At 46.0% G+C, this 14,341-nt stretch carries 29 protein-coding genes; 28 read left to right on the top strand and 1 reads right to left on the bottom strand.

From position 1 onward, the window contains the following. Positions 1–72 precede the first annotated feature (72 nt). A protein-coding gene (locus ACE1SE_RS17970) for an IS1 family transposase (protein ID WP_374050839.1) occupies positions 73–770 on the bottom strand; the annotation gives its coding sequence in 2 pieces (ribosomal slippage) (positions 73–521 and positions 521–770; 699 coding nt in all). Between the two features lie 258 nt (positions 771–1,028). On the opposite strand from ACE1SE_RS17970, the gene bfd reads away from it, so the two are divergent. The 28 genes from bfd (at position 1,029) to rpsD (ending at position 14,335) form a co-directional block, all read left to right on the top strand. Then, positions 1,029–1,223, top strand: coding sequence for a bacterioferritin-associated ferredoxin (gene bfd, locus ACE1SE_RS17965; protein WP_374052008.1), 195 nt, complete (start codon positions 1,029–1,031; stop codon positions 1,221–1,223). A 76-nt stretch (positions 1,224–1,299) separates the two neighbouring features. After that, positions 1,300–1,776: a bacterioferritin gene (bfr, locus tag ACE1SE_RS17960; protein WP_374052007.1), complete on the top strand. Its 477-nt coding sequence runs from the start codon at positions 1,300–1,302 to the stop codon at positions 1,774–1,776. A gap of 317 nt (positions 1,777–2,093) precedes the next feature. Continuing rightward, positions 2,094–2,405, top strand: a complete 312-nt coding sequence (gene rpsJ, locus ACE1SE_RS17955) for a 30S ribosomal protein S10 (protein WP_001181005.1) — start codon at positions 2,094–2,096, stop codon at positions 2,403–2,405. Between the two features lie 32 nt (positions 2,406–2,437). After that, a complete protein-coding gene (gene rplC / locus ACE1SE_RS17950) occupies positions 2,438–3,070 on the top strand; it encodes a 50S ribosomal protein L3 (RefSeq protein WP_374052006.1) in 633 nt (210 codons plus the stop codon). A gap of 16 nt (positions 3,071–3,086) precedes the next feature. After that, positions 3,087–3,692: a 50S ribosomal protein L4 gene (gene rplD, locus ACE1SE_RS17945; protein ID WP_074024774.1), complete on the top strand. Its 606-nt coding sequence runs from the start codon at positions 3,087–3,089 to the stop codon at positions 3,690–3,692. Continuing rightward, on the top strand, positions 3,689–3,991 hold the full coding sequence (gene rplW, locus ACE1SE_RS17940; RefSeq protein WP_038269605.1) for a 50S ribosomal protein L23: 303 nt from the start codon (positions 3,689–3,691) through the stop codon (positions 3,989–3,991). Before rplD ends, rplW begins: the two co-directional genes overlap by 4 nt. A 19-nt stretch (positions 3,992–4,010) precedes the next feature. Further along, a complete protein-coding gene (gene rplB / locus ACE1SE_RS17935; RefSeq protein WP_189760122.1) occupies positions 4,011–4,835 on the top strand; it encodes a 50S ribosomal protein L2 in 825 nt (274 codons plus the stop codon). A 14-nt stretch (positions 4,836–4,849) separates the two neighbouring features. After that, on the top strand, positions 4,850–5,128 hold the full coding sequence (gene rpsS / locus ACE1SE_RS17930; RefSeq protein ID WP_011148791.1) for a 30S ribosomal protein S19: 279 nt from the start codon (positions 4,850–4,852) through the stop codon (positions 5,126–5,128). A 14-nt stretch (positions 5,129–5,142) separates the two neighbouring features. Continuing rightward, positions 5,143–5,475: a 50S ribosomal protein L22 gene (gene rplV, locus ACE1SE_RS17925; protein ID WP_010847481.1), complete on the top strand. Its 333-nt coding sequence runs from the start codon at positions 5,143–5,145 to the stop codon at positions 5,473–5,475. 17 nt (positions 5,476–5,492) lie between these two features. Beyond that, positions 5,493–6,194, top strand: a complete 702-nt coding sequence (gene rpsC / locus ACE1SE_RS17920; protein WP_074021480.1) for a 30S ribosomal protein S3 — start codon at positions 5,493–5,495, stop codon at positions 6,192–6,194. A 12-nt stretch (positions 6,195–6,206) separates the two neighbouring features. After that, entirely contained in the window at positions 6,207–6,617 is a 411-nt protein-coding gene (rplP, locus tag ACE1SE_RS17915) for a 50S ribosomal protein L16 (RefSeq protein ID WP_012990491.1), read from the top strand. Beyond that, a complete protein-coding gene (gene rpmC, locus ACE1SE_RS17910) occupies positions 6,617–6,808 on the top strand; it encodes a 50S ribosomal protein L29 (RefSeq protein WP_010847484.1) in 192 nt (63 codons plus the stop codon). Before rplP ends, rpmC begins: the two co-directional genes overlap by 1 nt. Then, positions 6,808–7,062 carry a 30S ribosomal protein S17 gene (gene rpsQ, locus ACE1SE_RS17905; RefSeq protein ID WP_374052005.1) on the top strand — a complete coding sequence of 85 codons (255 nt, stop codon included), beginning with the start codon at positions 6,808–6,810 and terminating at the stop codon, positions 7,060–7,062. Before rpmC ends, rpsQ begins: the two co-directional genes overlap by 1 nt. 175 nt (positions 7,063–7,237) lie before the next feature. Further along, entirely contained in the window at positions 7,238–7,609 is a 372-nt protein-coding gene (rplN, locus tag ACE1SE_RS17900; protein ID WP_004246955.1) for a 50S ribosomal protein L14, read from the top strand. 10 nt (positions 7,610–7,619) lie between these two features. Beyond that, positions 7,620–7,934 carry a 50S ribosomal protein L24 gene (gene rplX, locus ACE1SE_RS17895; RefSeq protein WP_374052004.1) on the top strand — a complete coding sequence of 105 codons (315 nt, stop codon included), beginning with the start codon at positions 7,620–7,622 and terminating at the stop codon, positions 7,932–7,934. A gap of 13 nt (positions 7,935–7,947) precedes the next feature. Beyond that, entirely contained in the window at positions 7,948–8,487 is a 540-nt protein-coding gene (rplE, locus tag ACE1SE_RS17890) for a 50S ribosomal protein L5 (RefSeq protein ID WP_074021486.1), read from the top strand. A gap of 12 nt (positions 8,488–8,499) precedes the next feature. Then, positions 8,500–8,805: a 30S ribosomal protein S14 gene (gene rpsN, locus ACE1SE_RS17885; RefSeq protein WP_010847489.1), complete on the top strand. Its 306-nt coding sequence runs from the start codon at positions 8,500–8,502 to the stop codon at positions 8,803–8,805. Positions 8,806–8,838: 33 nt separating this feature from the next. Continuing rightward, entirely contained in the window at positions 8,839–9,231 is a 393-nt protein-coding gene (rpsH, locus tag ACE1SE_RS17880; RefSeq protein WP_038240479.1) for a 30S ribosomal protein S8, read from the top strand. Positions 9,232–9,245: 14 nt separating this feature from the next. Then, a complete protein-coding gene (gene rplF / locus ACE1SE_RS17875; RefSeq protein ID WP_074021488.1) occupies positions 9,246–9,779 on the top strand; it encodes a 50S ribosomal protein L6 in 534 nt (177 codons plus the stop codon). Positions 9,780–9,788: 9 nt separating this feature from the next. Then, positions 9,789–10,142, top strand: a complete 354-nt coding sequence (rplR, locus tag ACE1SE_RS17870; protein ID WP_374052003.1) for a 50S ribosomal protein L18 — start codon at positions 9,789–9,791, stop codon at positions 10,140–10,142. 14 nt (positions 10,143–10,156) lie between these two features. Further along, entirely contained in the window at positions 10,157–10,657 is a 501-nt protein-coding gene (gene rpsE, locus ACE1SE_RS17865) for a 30S ribosomal protein S5 (protein WP_045968057.1), read from the top strand. 5 nt (positions 10,658–10,662) lie between these two features. Continuing rightward, positions 10,663–10,842 (top strand): 50S ribosomal protein L30, encoded by a 180-nt coding sequence (rpmD, locus tag ACE1SE_RS17860; protein ID WP_045968059.1) that lies wholly within the window; start codon positions 10,663–10,665, stop codon positions 10,840–10,842. A 3-nt stretch (positions 10,843–10,845) separates the two neighbouring features. After that, positions 10,846–11,280 carry a 50S ribosomal protein L15 gene (gene rplO, locus ACE1SE_RS17855; protein WP_045960137.1) on the top strand — a complete coding sequence of 145 codons (435 nt, stop codon included), beginning with the start codon at positions 10,846–10,848 and terminating at the stop codon, positions 11,278–11,280. A gap of 7 nt (positions 11,281–11,287) precedes the next feature. Further along, complete coding sequence (secY, locus tag ACE1SE_RS17850; RefSeq protein ID WP_074021490.1) at positions 11,288–12,619, top strand: preprotein translocase subunit SecY; 1,332 nt, start codon at positions 11,288–11,290, stop codon at positions 12,617–12,619. A gap of 32 nt (positions 12,620–12,651) precedes the next feature. Next, positions 12,652–12,768, top strand: coding sequence for a 50S ribosomal protein L36 (rpmJ, locus tag ACE1SE_RS17845; protein WP_074021491.1), 117 nt, complete (start codon positions 12,652–12,654; stop codon positions 12,766–12,768). Between the two features lie 148 nt (positions 12,769–12,916). Continuing rightward, a complete protein-coding gene (rpsM, locus tag ACE1SE_RS17840; protein ID WP_038240472.1) occupies positions 12,917–13,273 on the top strand; it encodes a 30S ribosomal protein S13 in 357 nt (118 codons plus the stop codon). A 15-nt stretch (positions 13,274–13,288) separates the two neighbouring features. Then, on the top strand, positions 13,289–13,678 hold the full coding sequence (gene rpsK / locus ACE1SE_RS17835) for a 30S ribosomal protein S11 (protein ID WP_002919257.1): 390 nt from the start codon (positions 13,289–13,291) through the stop codon (positions 13,676–13,678). Between the two features lie 36 nt (positions 13,679–13,714). After that, positions 13,715–14,335 (top strand): 30S ribosomal protein S4, encoded by a 621-nt coding sequence (gene rpsD, locus ACE1SE_RS17830; protein WP_045960135.1) that lies wholly within the window; start codon positions 13,715–13,717, stop codon positions 14,333–14,335. Positions 14,336–14,341 lie beyond the last annotated feature (6 nt).

Here is a 14,341-nt window from a genome sequence, read left to right as displayed (position 1 = left end):
TATCAAAAGATTATGAGAAAGAGGAGCTAAGGCTCCTCTTTTTTTAGGTCATGCTCCCAATGATTAGATCTGTTATGAAATATAGTATTCACGTTCAATGAACGTACCTACCACTTTGTCATGCATCTCTTCGGATTTGGAATAACCTATTGTTTTTCTATTCAGCCTCTTTATCCGGATACGAAGCGTAAGATTTGTTCTCTCGATACGTTGGGTAAATTTCTTTCCCGTGAGGTGTTTTTCCTGAGGCAGGCAATCGTAAACGGCATAATCATCTGTACAGTAAAACCGGATAGTAAAAGGAGACAAGAGTGCCAGCAGCTTTTTCAATGTTTTCCTGCTGCGATCCCCAAACACATGTGCCACTACCCGTTTCTTATTCGGCTCCCAGGCATACCAGAGCCAGCGTTGATTTTTCTTATTACCGACAAATGACCACTGCTCGTCTATTTCACAGACAAGATGAATCTCACTGCCCGCAAGCGGCAGCGTAGTCACTTGTCTTGGTGTGAGTTTTTTAATGTGCGAATGACGGTGTTAATGCCGACTTTCAGAACCCGAGCCGTGTCCCTGACACCGGAGTTATTCACTGCCATATCAATAATTTGCTCTTTCACGCCGGGATAACAGGCTTGATAGGCATAATTCAGTTGAAAGGTTTTACGGCAGGCATAGCAGTGATAGCGGGGATGACCAGTACGCCCTTTTCCATGCCCTTTAACCTCTTCTGTTTTATGACAGTAACGACAAACCACATCAACTTTAGCCATCTCTCACCCCATAATAAAAAGCAGGGAGTTTATCACAAGATCTAATCATTGGGAGCATGACCTTTTTTTATTTTGAGCTGCCTAAATTAGTGGTTTTTTTGTTACTCAACAAAATAAAAACAATAATTGAAATGAGATTTATTTCTATTTACTATTCCAAAGTGTCGTTTATTTTATAAGCGTGGGCAATTTGGGGTATGGGGGTATCCAACCTAAATAGTCATCAAGAGTGTGTAAATAGTTTAGAAGAGTGCTTCTATGTATGTTTGTCTCTGCAATGCAATAAGCGATAAAACCATACGTAATGCTGTTCATCAGCAACATATTCGTTCTATCAGAGAGTTGAGAAATTTTATTCCTGTAGGAAACGACTGCGGAAAATGCATGCGTCAAGCACGTGAAATAATGAATGAGGAGATTGCGCTACTACCACTAATCAATAATGTTGCCTAAAATAAGCACAATTTTCTTGCAATTACTCTGCCAAATTAGTACTACACTTTAGTTACTGGAAGCGGAGGAACTTGCTATGAAAGGTGATAAAAAAATAATTGCACATTTGAATAAACTTCTCGGTAATGAACTTGTCGCCATTAATCAATATTTCTTGCATGCCCGAATGTTTAAGAACTGGGGATTGTTGCGTTTGAGTGAAGTCGAATATCACGAATCCATTGATGAGATGAAGCACGCAGATAAATTTATCGAGCGTATTCTTTTTCTGGAAGGGGTGCCAAATCTGCAAGATTTAGGCAAGCTCAATATCGGAGAAGATGTAGAAGAAATGCTGAAATCTGATCTGGAATTAGAATTACGTGGTGTAAAGGATCTCAGAGAAGCAATCGCATATGCCGATTCAGTGCATGATTATGTCAGTAGAGACTTAATGATAGAGGTACTTGCTGATGAAGAAAATCATATTGATTGGTTGGAAACTCAACTTGAACTGATAATTAGAATTGGAATACAAAATTACATTCAATCTCAGCTTAGTGAAGAAGAATAGCTATAATTTTGCCGCCCTATAATTTGATGTATATAGGGCGCTTTTCTTTCATTTTCTTTCTTGTTTTCCTCTTTCTTGTAGTACTTTTTGCATAGATTTCACTCTTAATATTGCTTTGTGGGTAAATTCACGTATAATGCGCGAGCTTACCTACAAGAGTAGGGCTGATTATTATCAGTAATGAGCGGTGAATAGCCGGTCATTTAAAATACTCCCGATATGGGGGTTATGCACAGAACGATTACACTCCCCCATCAACCGAAATGGGTGTGAGTAGTAATCATTTACGTTTATAAAATAGTTGGAGCTCTGGTCTCATGCAGAACCAAAGAATCCGTATCCGCCTGAAAGCATTTGATCATCGTTTGATCGATCAATCAACTGCGGAAATCGTAGAGACTGCGAAGCGCACTGGTGCGCAGGTTCGTGGTCCGATCCCTCTGCCAACTCGTAAAGAGCGTTTTACCGTTCTGATTTCTCCACACGTTAATAAAGATGCGCGTGATCAGTACGAAATTCGCACTCACAAACGTCTGGTTGACATCGTTGAGCCAACCGAGAAAACCGTTGATGCTCTGATGCGTCTGGATCTGGCTGCCGGTGTAGACGTGCAGATCAGCCTGGGTTAATCAGGTCATTGAACGATTGAGAGGTTGAAACAATGATTGGTTTAGTCGGTAAAAAAGTGGGCATGACTCGTATCTTCACTGAAGATGGCGTTTCAATCCCTGTAACTGTTATCGAAATCGAAAATAACCGTGTAACTCAAGTTAAAAACAAAGAGACTGACGGTTATCGTGCAATTCAGGTAACGACTGGTAGCAAAAAAGCTAACCGTGTTAGTAAACCTGAAGCAGGTCATTTCGCTAAAGCTGGCGTCGAAGCTGGCCGCATTTTGCGTGAATTCCGCCTGTCAGAGGGCGATGCTGAATTCACTGTAGGTCAAAGCATTAGCGTTGAAATTTTCGCTGACGTTAAAAAAGTTGACGTTACTGGTACATCTAAAGGTAAAGGTTTCGCGGGTACTGTTAAACGCTGGAACTTCCGTACTCAGGATGCTACCCATGGTAACTCCTTGTCTCACCGTGTTCCGGGTTCTATCGGTCAGAACCAGACTCCGGGCAAGGTGTTCAAAGGCAAGAAAATGGCAGGCCAACTGGGTAATGAGCGTGTAACCGTTCAGAGCTTAGATGTAGTACGTGTTGACGCTGAGCGTAACCTGCTGCTGGTCAAAGGTGCTGTTCCAGGTGCAACGAACAGCAACCTGATCGTAAAACCGGCTGTCAAGGCGTAACGTCAAGGAGATAGGAATGGAATTGGTAATGAAAGACGCGCAAAGCGCGCTGACTGTTTCCGAAACTACCTTCGGGCGTGATTTCAATGAAGCGCTTGTGCATCAAGTAGTTGTTGCGTATGCAGCTGGTGCTCGTCAAGGTACTCGTGCTCAGAAAACTCGTGCTGAAGTTTCTGGTTCAGGTAAAAAACCATGGCGTCAGAAAGGTACTGGTCGTGCACGTTCTGGTTCTATTAAGAGTCCAATTTGGCGCTCTGGTGGTGTAACTTTCGCAGCGAAACCACAGGACCACAGTCAAAAAGTTAATAAAAAGATGTACCGTGGTGCTCTGAAAAGCATCCTGTCTGAACTGGTACGTCAAGATCGTCTGATCGTTGTCGAGAAGTTCTCTGTTGAAGCACCTAAAACTAAGTTGCTGGTACAGAAACTGAAAGAAATGGCTCTGGAAGACGTGCTGATTATCACTGGCGAAGTTGATGAGAACCTGTTCTTAGCAGCTCGTAACCTGTATAAGGTTGACGTTCGTGATACAGCGGGTATCGATCCTGTAAGCCTGATTGCCTTCGACAAAGTGGTTATGACTGCTGAAGCTGTGAAGCAAGTTGAGGAGATGCTGGCATGATCCGTGAAGAACGTCTGCTGAAAGTACTGCGCGCGCCGCACGTATCTGAAAAAGCTTCTACAGCGATGGAAAAAAGCAACACCATCGTTCTCAAAGTTGCGAAAGACGCGACTAAAGCAGAGATCAAAGCTGCCGTACAGAAACTGTTTGAAGTTGAAGTTGAAGGTGTAAACACTTTGCTGGTTAAAGGTAAAGTTAAACGCCACGGACAGCGTATTGGTCGTCGTAGCGACTGGAAAAAGGCTTACGTCACCTTGAAAGAAGGCCAGAACCTGGACTTCGTTGGCGGCGCTGAGTAAGTCGGAGGAGTAAAGAACAATGGCAATTGTTAAATGTAAACCTACGTCTCCGGGCCGTCGCCACGTTGTTAAAGTGGTTAACCCTGAGCTGCATAAGGGTAAACCTTATGCTCCGTTGTTGGAAAAAAACAACAAAACTGGTGGTCGTAACAACAATGGTCGTATTACCACTCGTCACATCGGTGGTGGCCATAAACAGCATTATCGTCTGATTGACTTCAAACGTAACAAAGACGGTATCCCTGCTGTTGTTGAGCGTCTGGAATATGATCCAAACCGTTCAGCAAACATCGCACTGGTTCTGTACAAAGACGGTGAGCGTCGTTACATCCTTGCACCTAAGGGCCTGAAAGCGGGTGATCAAATCCAGTCTGGTGCTGATTCAGCGATCAAGACCGGTAACGCCCTACCAATGCGCAACATTCCGGTTGGTTCTACTGTTCACAACATAGAAATGAAACCAGGTAAAGGTGGCCAGTTGGCTCGTTCAGCAGGTGCTTATGCTCAGATCGTTGCACGTGATGGTTCTTATGTGACCCTGCGTTTGCGTTCTGGTGAAATGCGTAAAGTACTGTCTGATTGCCGTGCTACTTTAGGTGAAGTTGGTAACGCAGAACATATGCTGCGCGTTCTGGGTAAAGCTGGTGCAAGCCGCTGGCGTGGTATTCGTCCTACCGTTCGTGGTACGGCGATGAACCCAGTAGACCATCCACATGGTGGTGGTGAAGGTCGTAACTTTGGTAAACACCCTGTAACTCCATGGGGCATCCAGACCAAAGGTAAGAAGACCCGTAGCAACAAACGTACTGATAAGTATATCGTACGTCGCCGTTCTAAAAAATAATTAGAGGATAAGCCATGCCACGTTCTCTCAAGAAAGGTCCATTTATTGACCTGCACTTGCTGAAGAAGGTAGAGAAAGCGGTGGAAAGCGGAGACAAAAAGCCTATTAAGACTTGGTCCCGTCGTTCAACGATCTTTCCTAACATGATCGGTTTGACCATCGCTGTCCATAATGGTCGTCAGCATGTTCCAGTTTTTGTTTCCGACGAAATGGTTGGTCATAAACTGGGTGAATTCGCGCCGACCCGTACTTATCGCGGCCATGCGGCCGATAAAAAGGCTAAAAAGCGCTAAGGTAGGAGGAAGAGATGGAAACTATCGCTAAACATCGCCACGCTCGTTCTTCTGCTCAGAAGGTTCGCCTTGTGGCTGACCTGATCCGCGGTAAGAAAGTGTCGCAAGCTCTGGAAACTCTGACCTATACCAACAAAAAAGCTGCTGGTTTAGTGAAGAAAGTACTTGAGTCTGCTATTGCTAACGCAGAACACAACGATGGCGCTGACATCGATGATCTGAAAGTCACGAAAATTTTCGTAGACGAAGGCCCAACTATGAAGCGTATTATGCCTCGTGCCAAAGGCCGCGCAGATCGTATCCTGAAGCGCACCAGCCACATCACTGTGGTTGTGTCCGATCGCTGAGACTCTGGAGACTAGCAATGGGTCAGAAAGTACATCCTAATGGTATTCGTCTGGGTATTGTCAAACCTTGGAACTCTACCTGGTATGCGAATACCAAAGAATTCGCTGACAACCTGGACAGCGACTTTAAAGTTCGCCAGTACTTGAACAAAGAACTGGTTAAAGCATCTATTTCACGTATCGTTATCGAACGTCCTGCGAAAAGCATCCGTGTAACCATTCACACTGCTCGCCCAGGGATTGTAATCGGTAAAAAAGGTGAAGACGTTGAAAAACTGCGTAAGGCTGTAGCGAATATTGCTGGCGTTCCTGCGCAGATCAATATTGCCGAAGTGCGTAAACCTGAACTGGACGCAAAATTGGTTGCTGACAGCATCAGTTCACAGCTGGAACGTCGTGTAATGTTCCGCCGTGCTATGAAACGTGCTGTACAGAACGCTATGCGTTTGGGCGCGAAAGGTATCAAAGTGGAAGTCAGCGGCCGTCTGGGCGGTGCTGAAATTGCACGTACTGAGTGGTATCGTGAAGGTCGTGTACCTCTGCACACTCTGCGTGCAGACATCGACTACAATACTTCTGAAGCGCACACCACTTATGGTGTAATCGGCGTTAAGGTATGGATCTTCAAAGGTGAGATCCTGGGTGGTATGGCTGCAGTTGAACAGGCGGAAAAACCGGCTGCTCAACCTAAAAAGCAGCAGCGTAAAGGCCGCAAGTAAGGAGAGTCGCTGATGTTACAACCAAAGCGTACGAAATTCCGTAAAGTGCACAAAGGCCGCAACCGTGGTCTGGCTGCAGGTGCGGATGTTAGCTTCGGCACTTTCGGTCTTAAAGCTGTGGGCCGTGGTCGTCTGACTGCTCGTCAGATCGAAGCGGCACGTCGTGCAATGACCCGTGCAATTAAACGTCAAGGTAAAATCTGGATCCGTGTGTTCCCAGACAAACCTATCACCGAAAAGCCACTCGAAGTGCGTATGGGTAAAGGTAAAGGTAACGTAGAATACTGGGTTGCCTTGATCCAGCCCGGTAAAGTCCTGTATGAAATGGACGGTGTGCCTGAAGAGCTGGCTCGTGAAGCATTCAAGCTGGCGGCAGCGAAACTGCCTATCAAAACCACCTTTGTAACTAAGACGGTGATGTAATGAAAGCACAAGAGCTGCGCGAAAAAAGCGTTGAAGAGCTGAACACTGAGCTGCTGAACCTGTTACGTGAACAGTTTAATCTGCGTATGCAGGCGGCAAGTGGCCAGCTGCAACAGTCTCACCTGTTGAAACAAGTGCGTCGTAATATTGCACGCGTTAAGACTTTACTGACTGAGAAGGCGGGTGCGTAATGACCGATAAAATCCGTACTCTGCAAGGTCGTGTTGTTAGCGACAAAATGGAAAAATCCATTGTTGTTGCTATTGAGCGTAAGGTGAAACACCCATTGTATGGTAAGTTCATCAAACGTACGACTAAACTGCACGTACATGACGAGAACAATGAATGTGGAACTGGTGATGTAGTGGAGATCCGCGAAACCCGTCCACTGTCTAAGACTAAATCTTGGACTTTAGTTCGCGTTATAGAAAAAGCGGTTCTATAATAGATCGCTGTGTCGTATGAAATAAACGGCCCAGAAAATAACGGGGCCGTTTATTTTTCTGTCCATCGCGAAGATGTGGTGTTATAATGCCGCGCCCTCGTAGTATGGGATATTGAAACGGCCTCTTTAAAAATAAAGTGGCTCAGTAGTAGTTGACATTTAGCGGAGCACTAAAATGATCCAAGAACAGACTATGCTGAACGTGGCCGACAACTCCGGTGCACGTCGCGTAATGTGTATCAAGGTTCTAGGTGGCTCGCACCGTCGCTACGCAGATGTCGGTGACATCATCAAGATCACTATCAAGGAAGCAATTCCTCGTGGTAAAGTGAAAAAAGGTGATGTCCTGAAAGCGGTAGTGGTGCGCACCAAGAAGGGTGTTCGTCGCCCGGACGGTTCTGTCATTCGCTTCGATAGCAACGCTTGCGTATTGTTGAACAACAATAGTGAGCAAGTTATCGGTACGCGTATTTTTGGGCCGGTGACTCGTGAACTTCGTAATGAAAAGTTCATGAAAATTATCTCTCTGGCACCTGAAGTACTCTAAGGAGCAGGCAATGGCAGCGAAAATCCGTCGTGATGACGAAATTATCGTGCTGACTGGTAAAGACAAAGGCAAGCGCGGTAAAGTAAAACAGGTTCTTTCTTCTGGTAAAATCATTGTTGAAGGCATCAACCTGGTTAAAAAACATCAGAAACCAGTTCCGGCTCTGAACCAACCAGGTGGCATCGTTGAAAAAGAAGCAGCTATCAATGTTTCTAACGTTGCAATCTTCAACGCAGCAACCGGCAAGGCTGACCGTGTAGGTTTTAGATTCGAAGACGGTAAAAAAGTACGTTTCTTCAAATCTAACAACGAAACTATCAAGTAATTTGGAGTATACGATGGCGAAACTGCATGATTACTACAAAGACGAGGTAGTCAAGAAACTGATGACTCAGTTTGGTTACCATTCTGTCATGCAAGTCCCTCGGGTCGAGAAGATCACCCTGAACATGGGTGTTGGTGAAGCAATTGCTGACAAAAAACTGCTGGATAACGCAGCGGCTGATTTGGCAGCAATCTCTGGTCAGAAGCCATTGATCACCAAAGCACGCAAATCAGTTGCAGGCTTCAAAATCCGTCAGGGCTATCCAATCGGCTGTAAAGTGACCCTGCGTGGAAAACGCATGTGGGAGTTCTTTGAGCGCCTGATTTCTATTGCTGTACCACGTATCCGTGACTTCCGTGGTTTGTCCGCTAAATCATTCGATGGTCGTGGTAACTACAGCATGGGTGTTCGTGAGCAAATCATCTTCCCTGAAATCGATTACGATAAAGTGGATCGCGTACGTGGCTTAGATATTACTATCACCACTACAGCGAAATCTGATGATGAAGGCCGCGCACTGTTGGCTGCGTTTAACTTCCCGTTCCGCAAGTAAGGCAGGGTACTCATGGCTAAGCAATCAATGAAAGCACGTGATGTAAAACGTGCGAAATTAGCTGAGAAATTCTTCGCAAAACGCGTTGAACTGAAAGCGATCATCTCTGATGTAAACGCATCTGATGAAGACCGTTGGAATGCTGTTCTTAAACTGCAAACACTGCCACGTGATTCCAGCCCTTGCCGTCAGCGTAACCGCTGCCGTCAAACTGGGCGTCCGCATGCATTTTTGCGGAAGTTTGGGTTGAGCCGTATTAAAGTCCGTGAAGCCGCTATGCGCGGTGAAATCCCGGGCCTTAAAAAGGCTAGCTGGTAATTGTCACCAATTGAATCACGGGAGTAAAGACAGATGAGCATGCAAGATCCGATCGCGGATATGCTGACCCGTATCCGTAACGGTCAGGCCGCGAATAAAGTTGCGGTCACCATGCCTTCCTCCAAGCTGAAAGTGGCAATTGCCAAGGTGCTGAAGGAAGAAGGTTACATTGAAGATTTTAAAATCGAAGGCGACACTAAGCCAGAACTGGAAATCACTCTGAAGTATTTCCAAGGTAAGGCTGTTGTAGAAAGCATTCAGCGTGTAAGCCGCCCAAGTCTGCGCATCTATAAGAAAAAAGATGAGCTGCCACAAGTTATGGCTGGTTTGGGAATCGCTGTTGTTTCTACCTCTAAAGGTGTAATGACTGATCGTGCAGCTCGCCAGGCTGGTCTGGGTGGCGAGATTCTCTGCTACGTAGCTTAATTCGGGAGGAAAGAATGTCTCGTGTTGCAAAAGCACCCGTCGTCATTCCTGCCGGCGTAGAGGTTAAACTCGACGGTCAGGTTATTTCGATTAAGGGTAAAAACGGCGAGCTAAGTCGTAAAATCCACAACGCAGTTGAAGTTAATCATGCGGATAGCCAACTGACTTTCGCTCCGCGCGAAGGTTTTGCTGACGCTTGGGCGCAGGCAGGTACAACTCGTTCTCTGCTGAACGCTATGGTTATTGGTGTTAACGAAGGTTTCACTAAGAAACTTCAGCTGGTTGGTGTTGGTTATCGTGCAGCAGTTAAAGGCAACGTAGTTAGCTTGTCTTTAGGCTTCTCGCATCCGGTTGAGCATCAGCTGCCAGCAGGCATAACTGCGGAATGCCCATCACAAACTGAAATCGTACTGAAAGGTGCTGATAAGCAGGTGATTGGTCAGGTTGCGGCAGATTTGCGTGCCTATCGTCGTCCTGAGCCATATAAAGGCAAGGGTGTTCGTTACGCCGATGAAGTCGTGCGTACCAAAGAGGCTAAGAAGAAGTAAGGTAACACTATGGATAAGAAAGCAGCTCGTATCCGTCGTGCGACCCGCGCACGCCGCAAGCTCAAAGAACTGGGTGCGACTCGCCTGGTGGTACATCGTACCCCTCGCCATGTCTATGCGCAGGTTATCGCACCAAATGGTTCTGAAACTCTGGTGGCCGCTTCTACAACAGAAAAAGCTATCAGTGAACAACTGAAATTTACTGGAAACAAAGAAGCCGCAGCATTAGTTGGTAAGATTGTTGCTGAACGTGCTCTGGAAAAAGGCATCAAAGATGTATCCTTTGACCGTTCTGGTTTCCAATATCATGGTAGAGTCCAGGCACTGGCAGATGCTGCCCGTGAAGCTGGCCTTCAGTTCTAAGGTAGAGGTGTAAGATGGCTCACATCGAAAAACAAGCTGGCGAACTGCAGGAAAAGCTGATCGCGGTAAACCGCGTATCTAAAACCGTTAAAGGTGGCCGTATTTTCAGCTTTACAGCACTGACTGTAGTTGGTGATGGTAACGGTCGCGTTGGTTTTGGCTACGGCAAAGCACGCGAAGTTCCGGCAGCAATCCAGAAAGCGATGGAAAAAGCACGTCGCAATATGAAAACCGTCGCACTTAACAGCGGCACTTTGTACCACCCAGTGAAAGGCTCACACACCGGTTCTCGCGTGTTTATGCAGCCTGCTCACGAAGGTACAGGTATCATCGCCGGTGGTGCGATGCGTGCTGTTCTGGAAGTGGCTGGAGTTCGTAACGTACTGGCTAAAACCTACGGTTCCACTAACCCAATCAATGTGGTTCGTGCAACTCTGGACGCTTTAGACAGCATGAAGTCTCCAGAAATGGTCGCAGCTAAGCGTGGCAAATCCGTCGAAGAAATTCTGGGGTAATGACCATGGCTAAGACTATTAAAATTACTCAAGTTCGCAGTTCAATTGGTCGTTTGCCTAAGCATAAGGCAACTCTGACTGGTTTAGGTCTGCGTCGCATTGGGCATACCGTTGAGCGTGAAGATACACCAGCTATTCGCGGTATGGTCAACTTGGTTTCCTATATGGTTAAAGTTGAGGAGTAACAGATGCGCTTAAATACTCTGTCTCCGGCTGAAGGTGCCAAGCACGCACCTAAACGTGTAGGTCGTGGCATCGGTTCTGGCCTGGGTAAAACCGGCGGTCGTGGTCACAAGGGTCAGAAGTCTCGTTCTGGCGGTGGCGTTCGTCGTGGTTTTGAAGGCGGCCAGATGCCTTTATATCGTCGTCTGCCAAAATTTGGTTTCACTTCACGTAAAGCAATGGTCACCGCAGAAATTCGTCTGTCTGATTTTGCCCGCGTTGAAGGCGATGTTATCGATCTGAATGCACTGAAAGCTGCTAACATTATTGGCCCTCAAATTGAATTCGCAAAAGTGATGCTTTCTGGCGAAGTCAATCGCGCAGTAACTGTGCGTGGCTTGCGTGTTACTAAAGGCGCCCGTGCTGCAATTGAAGCTGCTGGCGGTAAAATTGAGGAATAAGTAACAGATGGCTAAACAACCAGGATTAGATTTTCAAAGTGCCAAAGGCGGATTAGGCGAGTTAAAACGCAGACTTTTGTTTGTCATTGGCGCTCTAATTGTTTTCCGTATTGGCTCTTTTATTCCAATCCCTGGTATTGATGCCGCTGTGCTTGCCAAATTGCTCGAGCAGCAAAGAGGCACCATCATTGAAATGTTTAACATGTTCTCTGGTGGTGCTTTAAGCCGTGCTTCTATCTTTGCACTGGGTATAATGCCGTATATTTCTGCATCTATTATTATCCAGTTGCTAACTGTGGTTAATCCCCGTTTAGCAGAGATTAAGAAGGAAGGGGAAGCTGGTCGTCGTAAGATCAGTCAGTACACCCGTTATGGCACATTAGTGCTGGCAATATTCCAGTCAATCGGTATTGCTACTGGGTTGCCGAATATGCCAGGAATGCAAGGATTAGTGATTAATCCTGGCTTTGCATTCTATTTCACGGCTGTTGTAAGTCTGGTCACGGGAACCATGTTCTTGATGTGGTTGGGTGAGCAGATTACTGAGCGAGGTATCGGTAACGGTATTTCAATCATAATCTTTGCTGGTATCGTTGCGGGTCTACCGCCTGCAATTGGTCACACCATCGAGCAAGCTCGGCAAGGCGACCTGCACTTCCTCCTGTTGCTGTTGGTTGCAGTATTAGTGTTTGCCGTAACTTTCTTCGTTGTTTTCATTGAGCGTGGTCAACGTCGTATCGTTGTTAACTATGCAAAACGTCAGCAAGGTCGCAAAGTTTTCGCAGCACAAAGTACACATTTGCCGTTGAAAGTGAATATGGCTGGGGTTATCCCTGCAATTTTTGCTTCCAGTATTATTTTGTTCCCCGGTACCATAGCTTCTTGGTTTGGAGGGGGAACAGGCTGGAATTGGTTGACAACTATTTCTATGTATTTGCAACCAGGTCAACCGCTTTATGTGTTATTATACGCATCTGCAATCATCTTCTTCTGTTTCTTCTACACGGCCTTGGTTTTCAATCCAAGAGAAACAGCAGATAACCTGAAGAAGTCCGGTGCATTCGTACCAGGAATTCGTCCGGGAGAGCAAACGGCTAAGTACATTGATAAAGTAATGACTCGTCTAACCTTAATTGGTGCGTTATATATTACTTTTATCTGCTTAATCCCGGAGTTCATGCGTGATGCAATGAAAGTTCCATTCTATTTTGGTGGTACTTCCCTACTGATTGTAGTCGTCGTCATCATGGACTTTATGGCTCAAGTGCAAACTCTGATGATGTCGAGTCAATATGAGTCTGCATTGAAGAAAGCAAACCTGAAAGGATATAACCGCTAATTGGTTTGCTTGAGAAGTTACGGAGAGTAAAAATGAAAGTTCGTGCTTCCGTCAAGAAATTATGCCGCAATTGCAAAATTGTTAGACGTAACGGTATCGTTCGTGTGATTTGCAATGCAGAGCCTAAGCACAAACAGCGCCAAGGCTAATTAATCGCATATTTTTCTTGCAAAGTTGGGTTGAGCTGGCTAAATTAGCCAGCCAATCTTTTTTATCTAACAGCAACATTATTTGAGTATCCTGAAAACGGGCTTTTCAGAATGATGTTGCAGTGAATAAATATTGTAGGAGTGCATAGTGGCCCGTATAGCAGGCATTAACATTCCTGATCAAAAACATACTGTAATCGCATTAACTTCGATCTACGGTATCGGTAAAACCCGCTCACAAGCAATTTGTGCAGCAGCGGGCATTGCTGAAAATGTTAAGATCAGTGAGCTGTCTGAAGAGCAAATTGACAAGCTGCGTGACGAAGTTGCCAAATACGTTGTAGAAGGTGATCTGCGTCGTGAAGTAACCCTGAGTATCAAACGTCTGATGGATCTTGGTTGCTATCGTGGTTTGCGTCATCGTCGTGGTCTGCCAGTTCGCGGTCAGCGTACTAAGACCAATGCACGTACCCGTAAGGGTCCGCGTAAACCGATCAAGAAATAATCGGGGTATTGAATAATGGCAAAAGCACCTATTCGTGCACGTAAGCGTGTAAGAAAACAAGTCTCTGACGGTGTGGCTCATATCCATGCTTCTTTCAACAATACCATCGTTACTATTACTGATCGTCAAGGTAACGCATTGGGTTGGGCAACTGCCGGTGGTTCCGGTTTCCGTGGTTCTCGTAAATCTACTCCGTTTGCAGCTCAGGTTGCAGCAGAGCGCTGCGCTGAAGCAGTAAAAGAGTACGGAATTAAGAACCTGGAAGTTATGGTTAAAGGACCTGGTCCTGGCCGTGAGTCAACTATCCGCGCATTAAATGCGGCTGGTTTCCGCATCACTAATATTACTGATGTGACTCCGATCCCTCATAACGGTTGTCGTCCACCGAAAAAACGTCGCGTTTAGTACGTCTGCGTTTTTTAGGATTGTTGGAGAAAGAAAATGGCAAGATATTTGGGTCCTAAGCTCAAGCTGAGCCGTCGCGAGGGTACAGACCTTTTCCTGAAGTCTGGCGTTCGCGCGATTGACACCAAGTGTAAATTAGAACAGGCACCAGGCCAGCACGGCGCACGTAAACCGCGTCTGTCTGACTATGGTGTACAGTTACGTGAAAAACAAAAAGTTCGTCGTATTTACGGTGTTCTGGAGCGTCAATTCCGTAACTACTATAAAGAAGCGACTCGTCTGAAAGGCAACACAGGTGAAAACCTGCTGAACTTGCTGGAAAGTCGCTTGGATAACGTCGTTTATCGTATGGGTTTTGGCGCGACTCGTGCTGAATCACGCCAGATGGTAAGCCACAAGGCTATCATGGTAAATGGTCGCGTTGTTAACATCGCTTCTTATCAGGTATCCCCGAATGACGTAGTCAGCGTTCGTGAAAAAGCGAAGAAGCAGGCTCGTATTAAAGCAGCTTTAGAGCTGGCTGAGCAGCGTGAGAAACCAACTTGGTTGGAAGTTGATGCTGCGAAGATGGAAGGTGTGTTCAAGCGTATTCCTGAACGTACTGATCTATCCGCTGACATTAACGAACACCTGATCGTCGAGCTTTACTCCAAGTAAAGCTTA

Origin of the sequence: Xenorhabdus taiwanensis, assembly GCF_036512875.1 — a bacterium.
Taxonomy (GTDB): Bacteria; Pseudomonadota; Gammaproteobacteria; order Enterobacterales; family Enterobacteriaceae; genus Xenorhabdus; species Xenorhabdus taiwanensis.
Note: the sequence above shows the minus strand (reverse complement) of the source record. Positions and strands in the feature narration are given on the sequence as shown.

Excerpts from the sequence above, each read along its gene's own strand:
- bfd (WP_374052008.1), top strand. The coding sequence starts at position 1,029 with ATGTATGTTTGTCTCTGCAATGCAATAAGCGATAAAACCATACGTAAT.
- bfr (WP_374052007.1), top strand. The coding sequence starts at position 1,300 with ATGAAAGGTGATAAAAAAATAATTGCACATTTGAATAAACTTCTCGGT.
- rpsJ (WP_001181005.1), top strand. The coding sequence starts at position 2,094 with ATGCAGAACCAAAGAATCCGTATCCGCCTGAAAGCATTTGATCATCGT.
- rplC (WP_374052006.1), top strand. The coding sequence starts at position 2,438 with ATGATTGGTTTAGTCGGTAAAAAAGTGGGCATGACTCGTATCTTCACT.
- rplD (WP_074024774.1), top strand. The coding sequence starts at position 3,087 with ATGGAATTGGTAATGAAAGACGCGCAAAGCGCGCTGACTGTTTCCGAA.
- rplW (WP_038269605.1), top strand. The coding sequence starts at position 3,689 with ATGATCCGTGAAGAACGTCTGCTGAAAGTACTGCGCGCGCCGCACGTA.
- rplB (WP_189760122.1), top strand. The coding sequence starts at position 4,011 with ATGGCAATTGTTAAATGTAAACCTACGTCTCCGGGCCGTCGCCACGTT.
- rpsS (WP_011148791.1), top strand. The coding sequence starts at position 4,850 with ATGCCACGTTCTCTCAAGAAAGGTCCATTTATTGACCTGCACTTGCTG.
- rplV (WP_010847481.1), top strand. The coding sequence starts at position 5,143 with ATGGAAACTATCGCTAAACATCGCCACGCTCGTTCTTCTGCTCAGAAG.
- rpsC (WP_074021480.1), top strand. The coding sequence starts at position 5,493 with ATGGGTCAGAAAGTACATCCTAATGGTATTCGTCTGGGTATTGTCAAA.
- rplP (WP_012990491.1), top strand. The coding sequence starts at position 6,207 with ATGTTACAACCAAAGCGTACGAAATTCCGTAAAGTGCACAAAGGCCGC.
- rpmC (WP_010847484.1), top strand. The coding sequence starts at position 6,617 with ATGAAAGCACAAGAGCTGCGCGAAAAAAGCGTTGAAGAGCTGAACACT.
- rpsQ (WP_374052005.1), top strand. The coding sequence starts at position 6,808 with ATGACCGATAAAATCCGTACTCTGCAAGGTCGTGTTGTTAGCGACAAA.
- rplN (WP_004246955.1), top strand. The coding sequence starts at position 7,238 with ATGATCCAAGAACAGACTATGCTGAACGTGGCCGACAACTCCGGTGCA.
- rplX (WP_374052004.1), top strand. The coding sequence starts at position 7,620 with ATGGCAGCGAAAATCCGTCGTGATGACGAAATTATCGTGCTGACTGGT.
- rplE (WP_074021486.1), top strand. The coding sequence starts at position 7,948 with ATGGCGAAACTGCATGATTACTACAAAGACGAGGTAGTCAAGAAACTG.
- rpsN (WP_010847489.1), top strand. The coding sequence starts at position 8,500 with ATGGCTAAGCAATCAATGAAAGCACGTGATGTAAAACGTGCGAAATTA.
- rpsH (WP_038240479.1), top strand. The coding sequence starts at position 8,839 with ATGAGCATGCAAGATCCGATCGCGGATATGCTGACCCGTATCCGTAAC.
- rplF (WP_074021488.1), top strand. The coding sequence starts at position 9,246 with ATGTCTCGTGTTGCAAAAGCACCCGTCGTCATTCCTGCCGGCGTAGAG.
- rplR (WP_374052003.1), top strand. The coding sequence starts at position 9,789 with ATGGATAAGAAAGCAGCTCGTATCCGTCGTGCGACCCGCGCACGCCGC.
- rpsE (WP_045968057.1), top strand. The coding sequence starts at position 10,157 with ATGGCTCACATCGAAAAACAAGCTGGCGAACTGCAGGAAAAGCTGATC.
- rpmD (WP_045968059.1), top strand. The coding sequence starts at position 10,663 with ATGGCTAAGACTATTAAAATTACTCAAGTTCGCAGTTCAATTGGTCGT.
- rplO (WP_045960137.1), top strand. The coding sequence starts at position 10,846 with ATGCGCTTAAATACTCTGTCTCCGGCTGAAGGTGCCAAGCACGCACCT.
- secY (WP_074021490.1), top strand. The coding sequence starts at position 11,288 with ATGGCTAAACAACCAGGATTAGATTTTCAAAGTGCCAAAGGCGGATTA.
- rpmJ (WP_074021491.1), top strand. The coding sequence starts at position 12,652 with ATGAAAGTTCGTGCTTCCGTCAAGAAATTATGCCGCAATTGCAAAATT.
- rpsK (WP_002919257.1), top strand. The coding sequence starts at position 13,289 with ATGGCAAAAGCACCTATTCGTGCACGTAAGCGTGTAAGAAAACAAGTC.
- rpsD (WP_045960135.1), top strand. The coding sequence starts at position 13,715 with ATGGCAAGATATTTGGGTCCTAAGCTCAAGCTGAGCCGTCGCGAGGGT.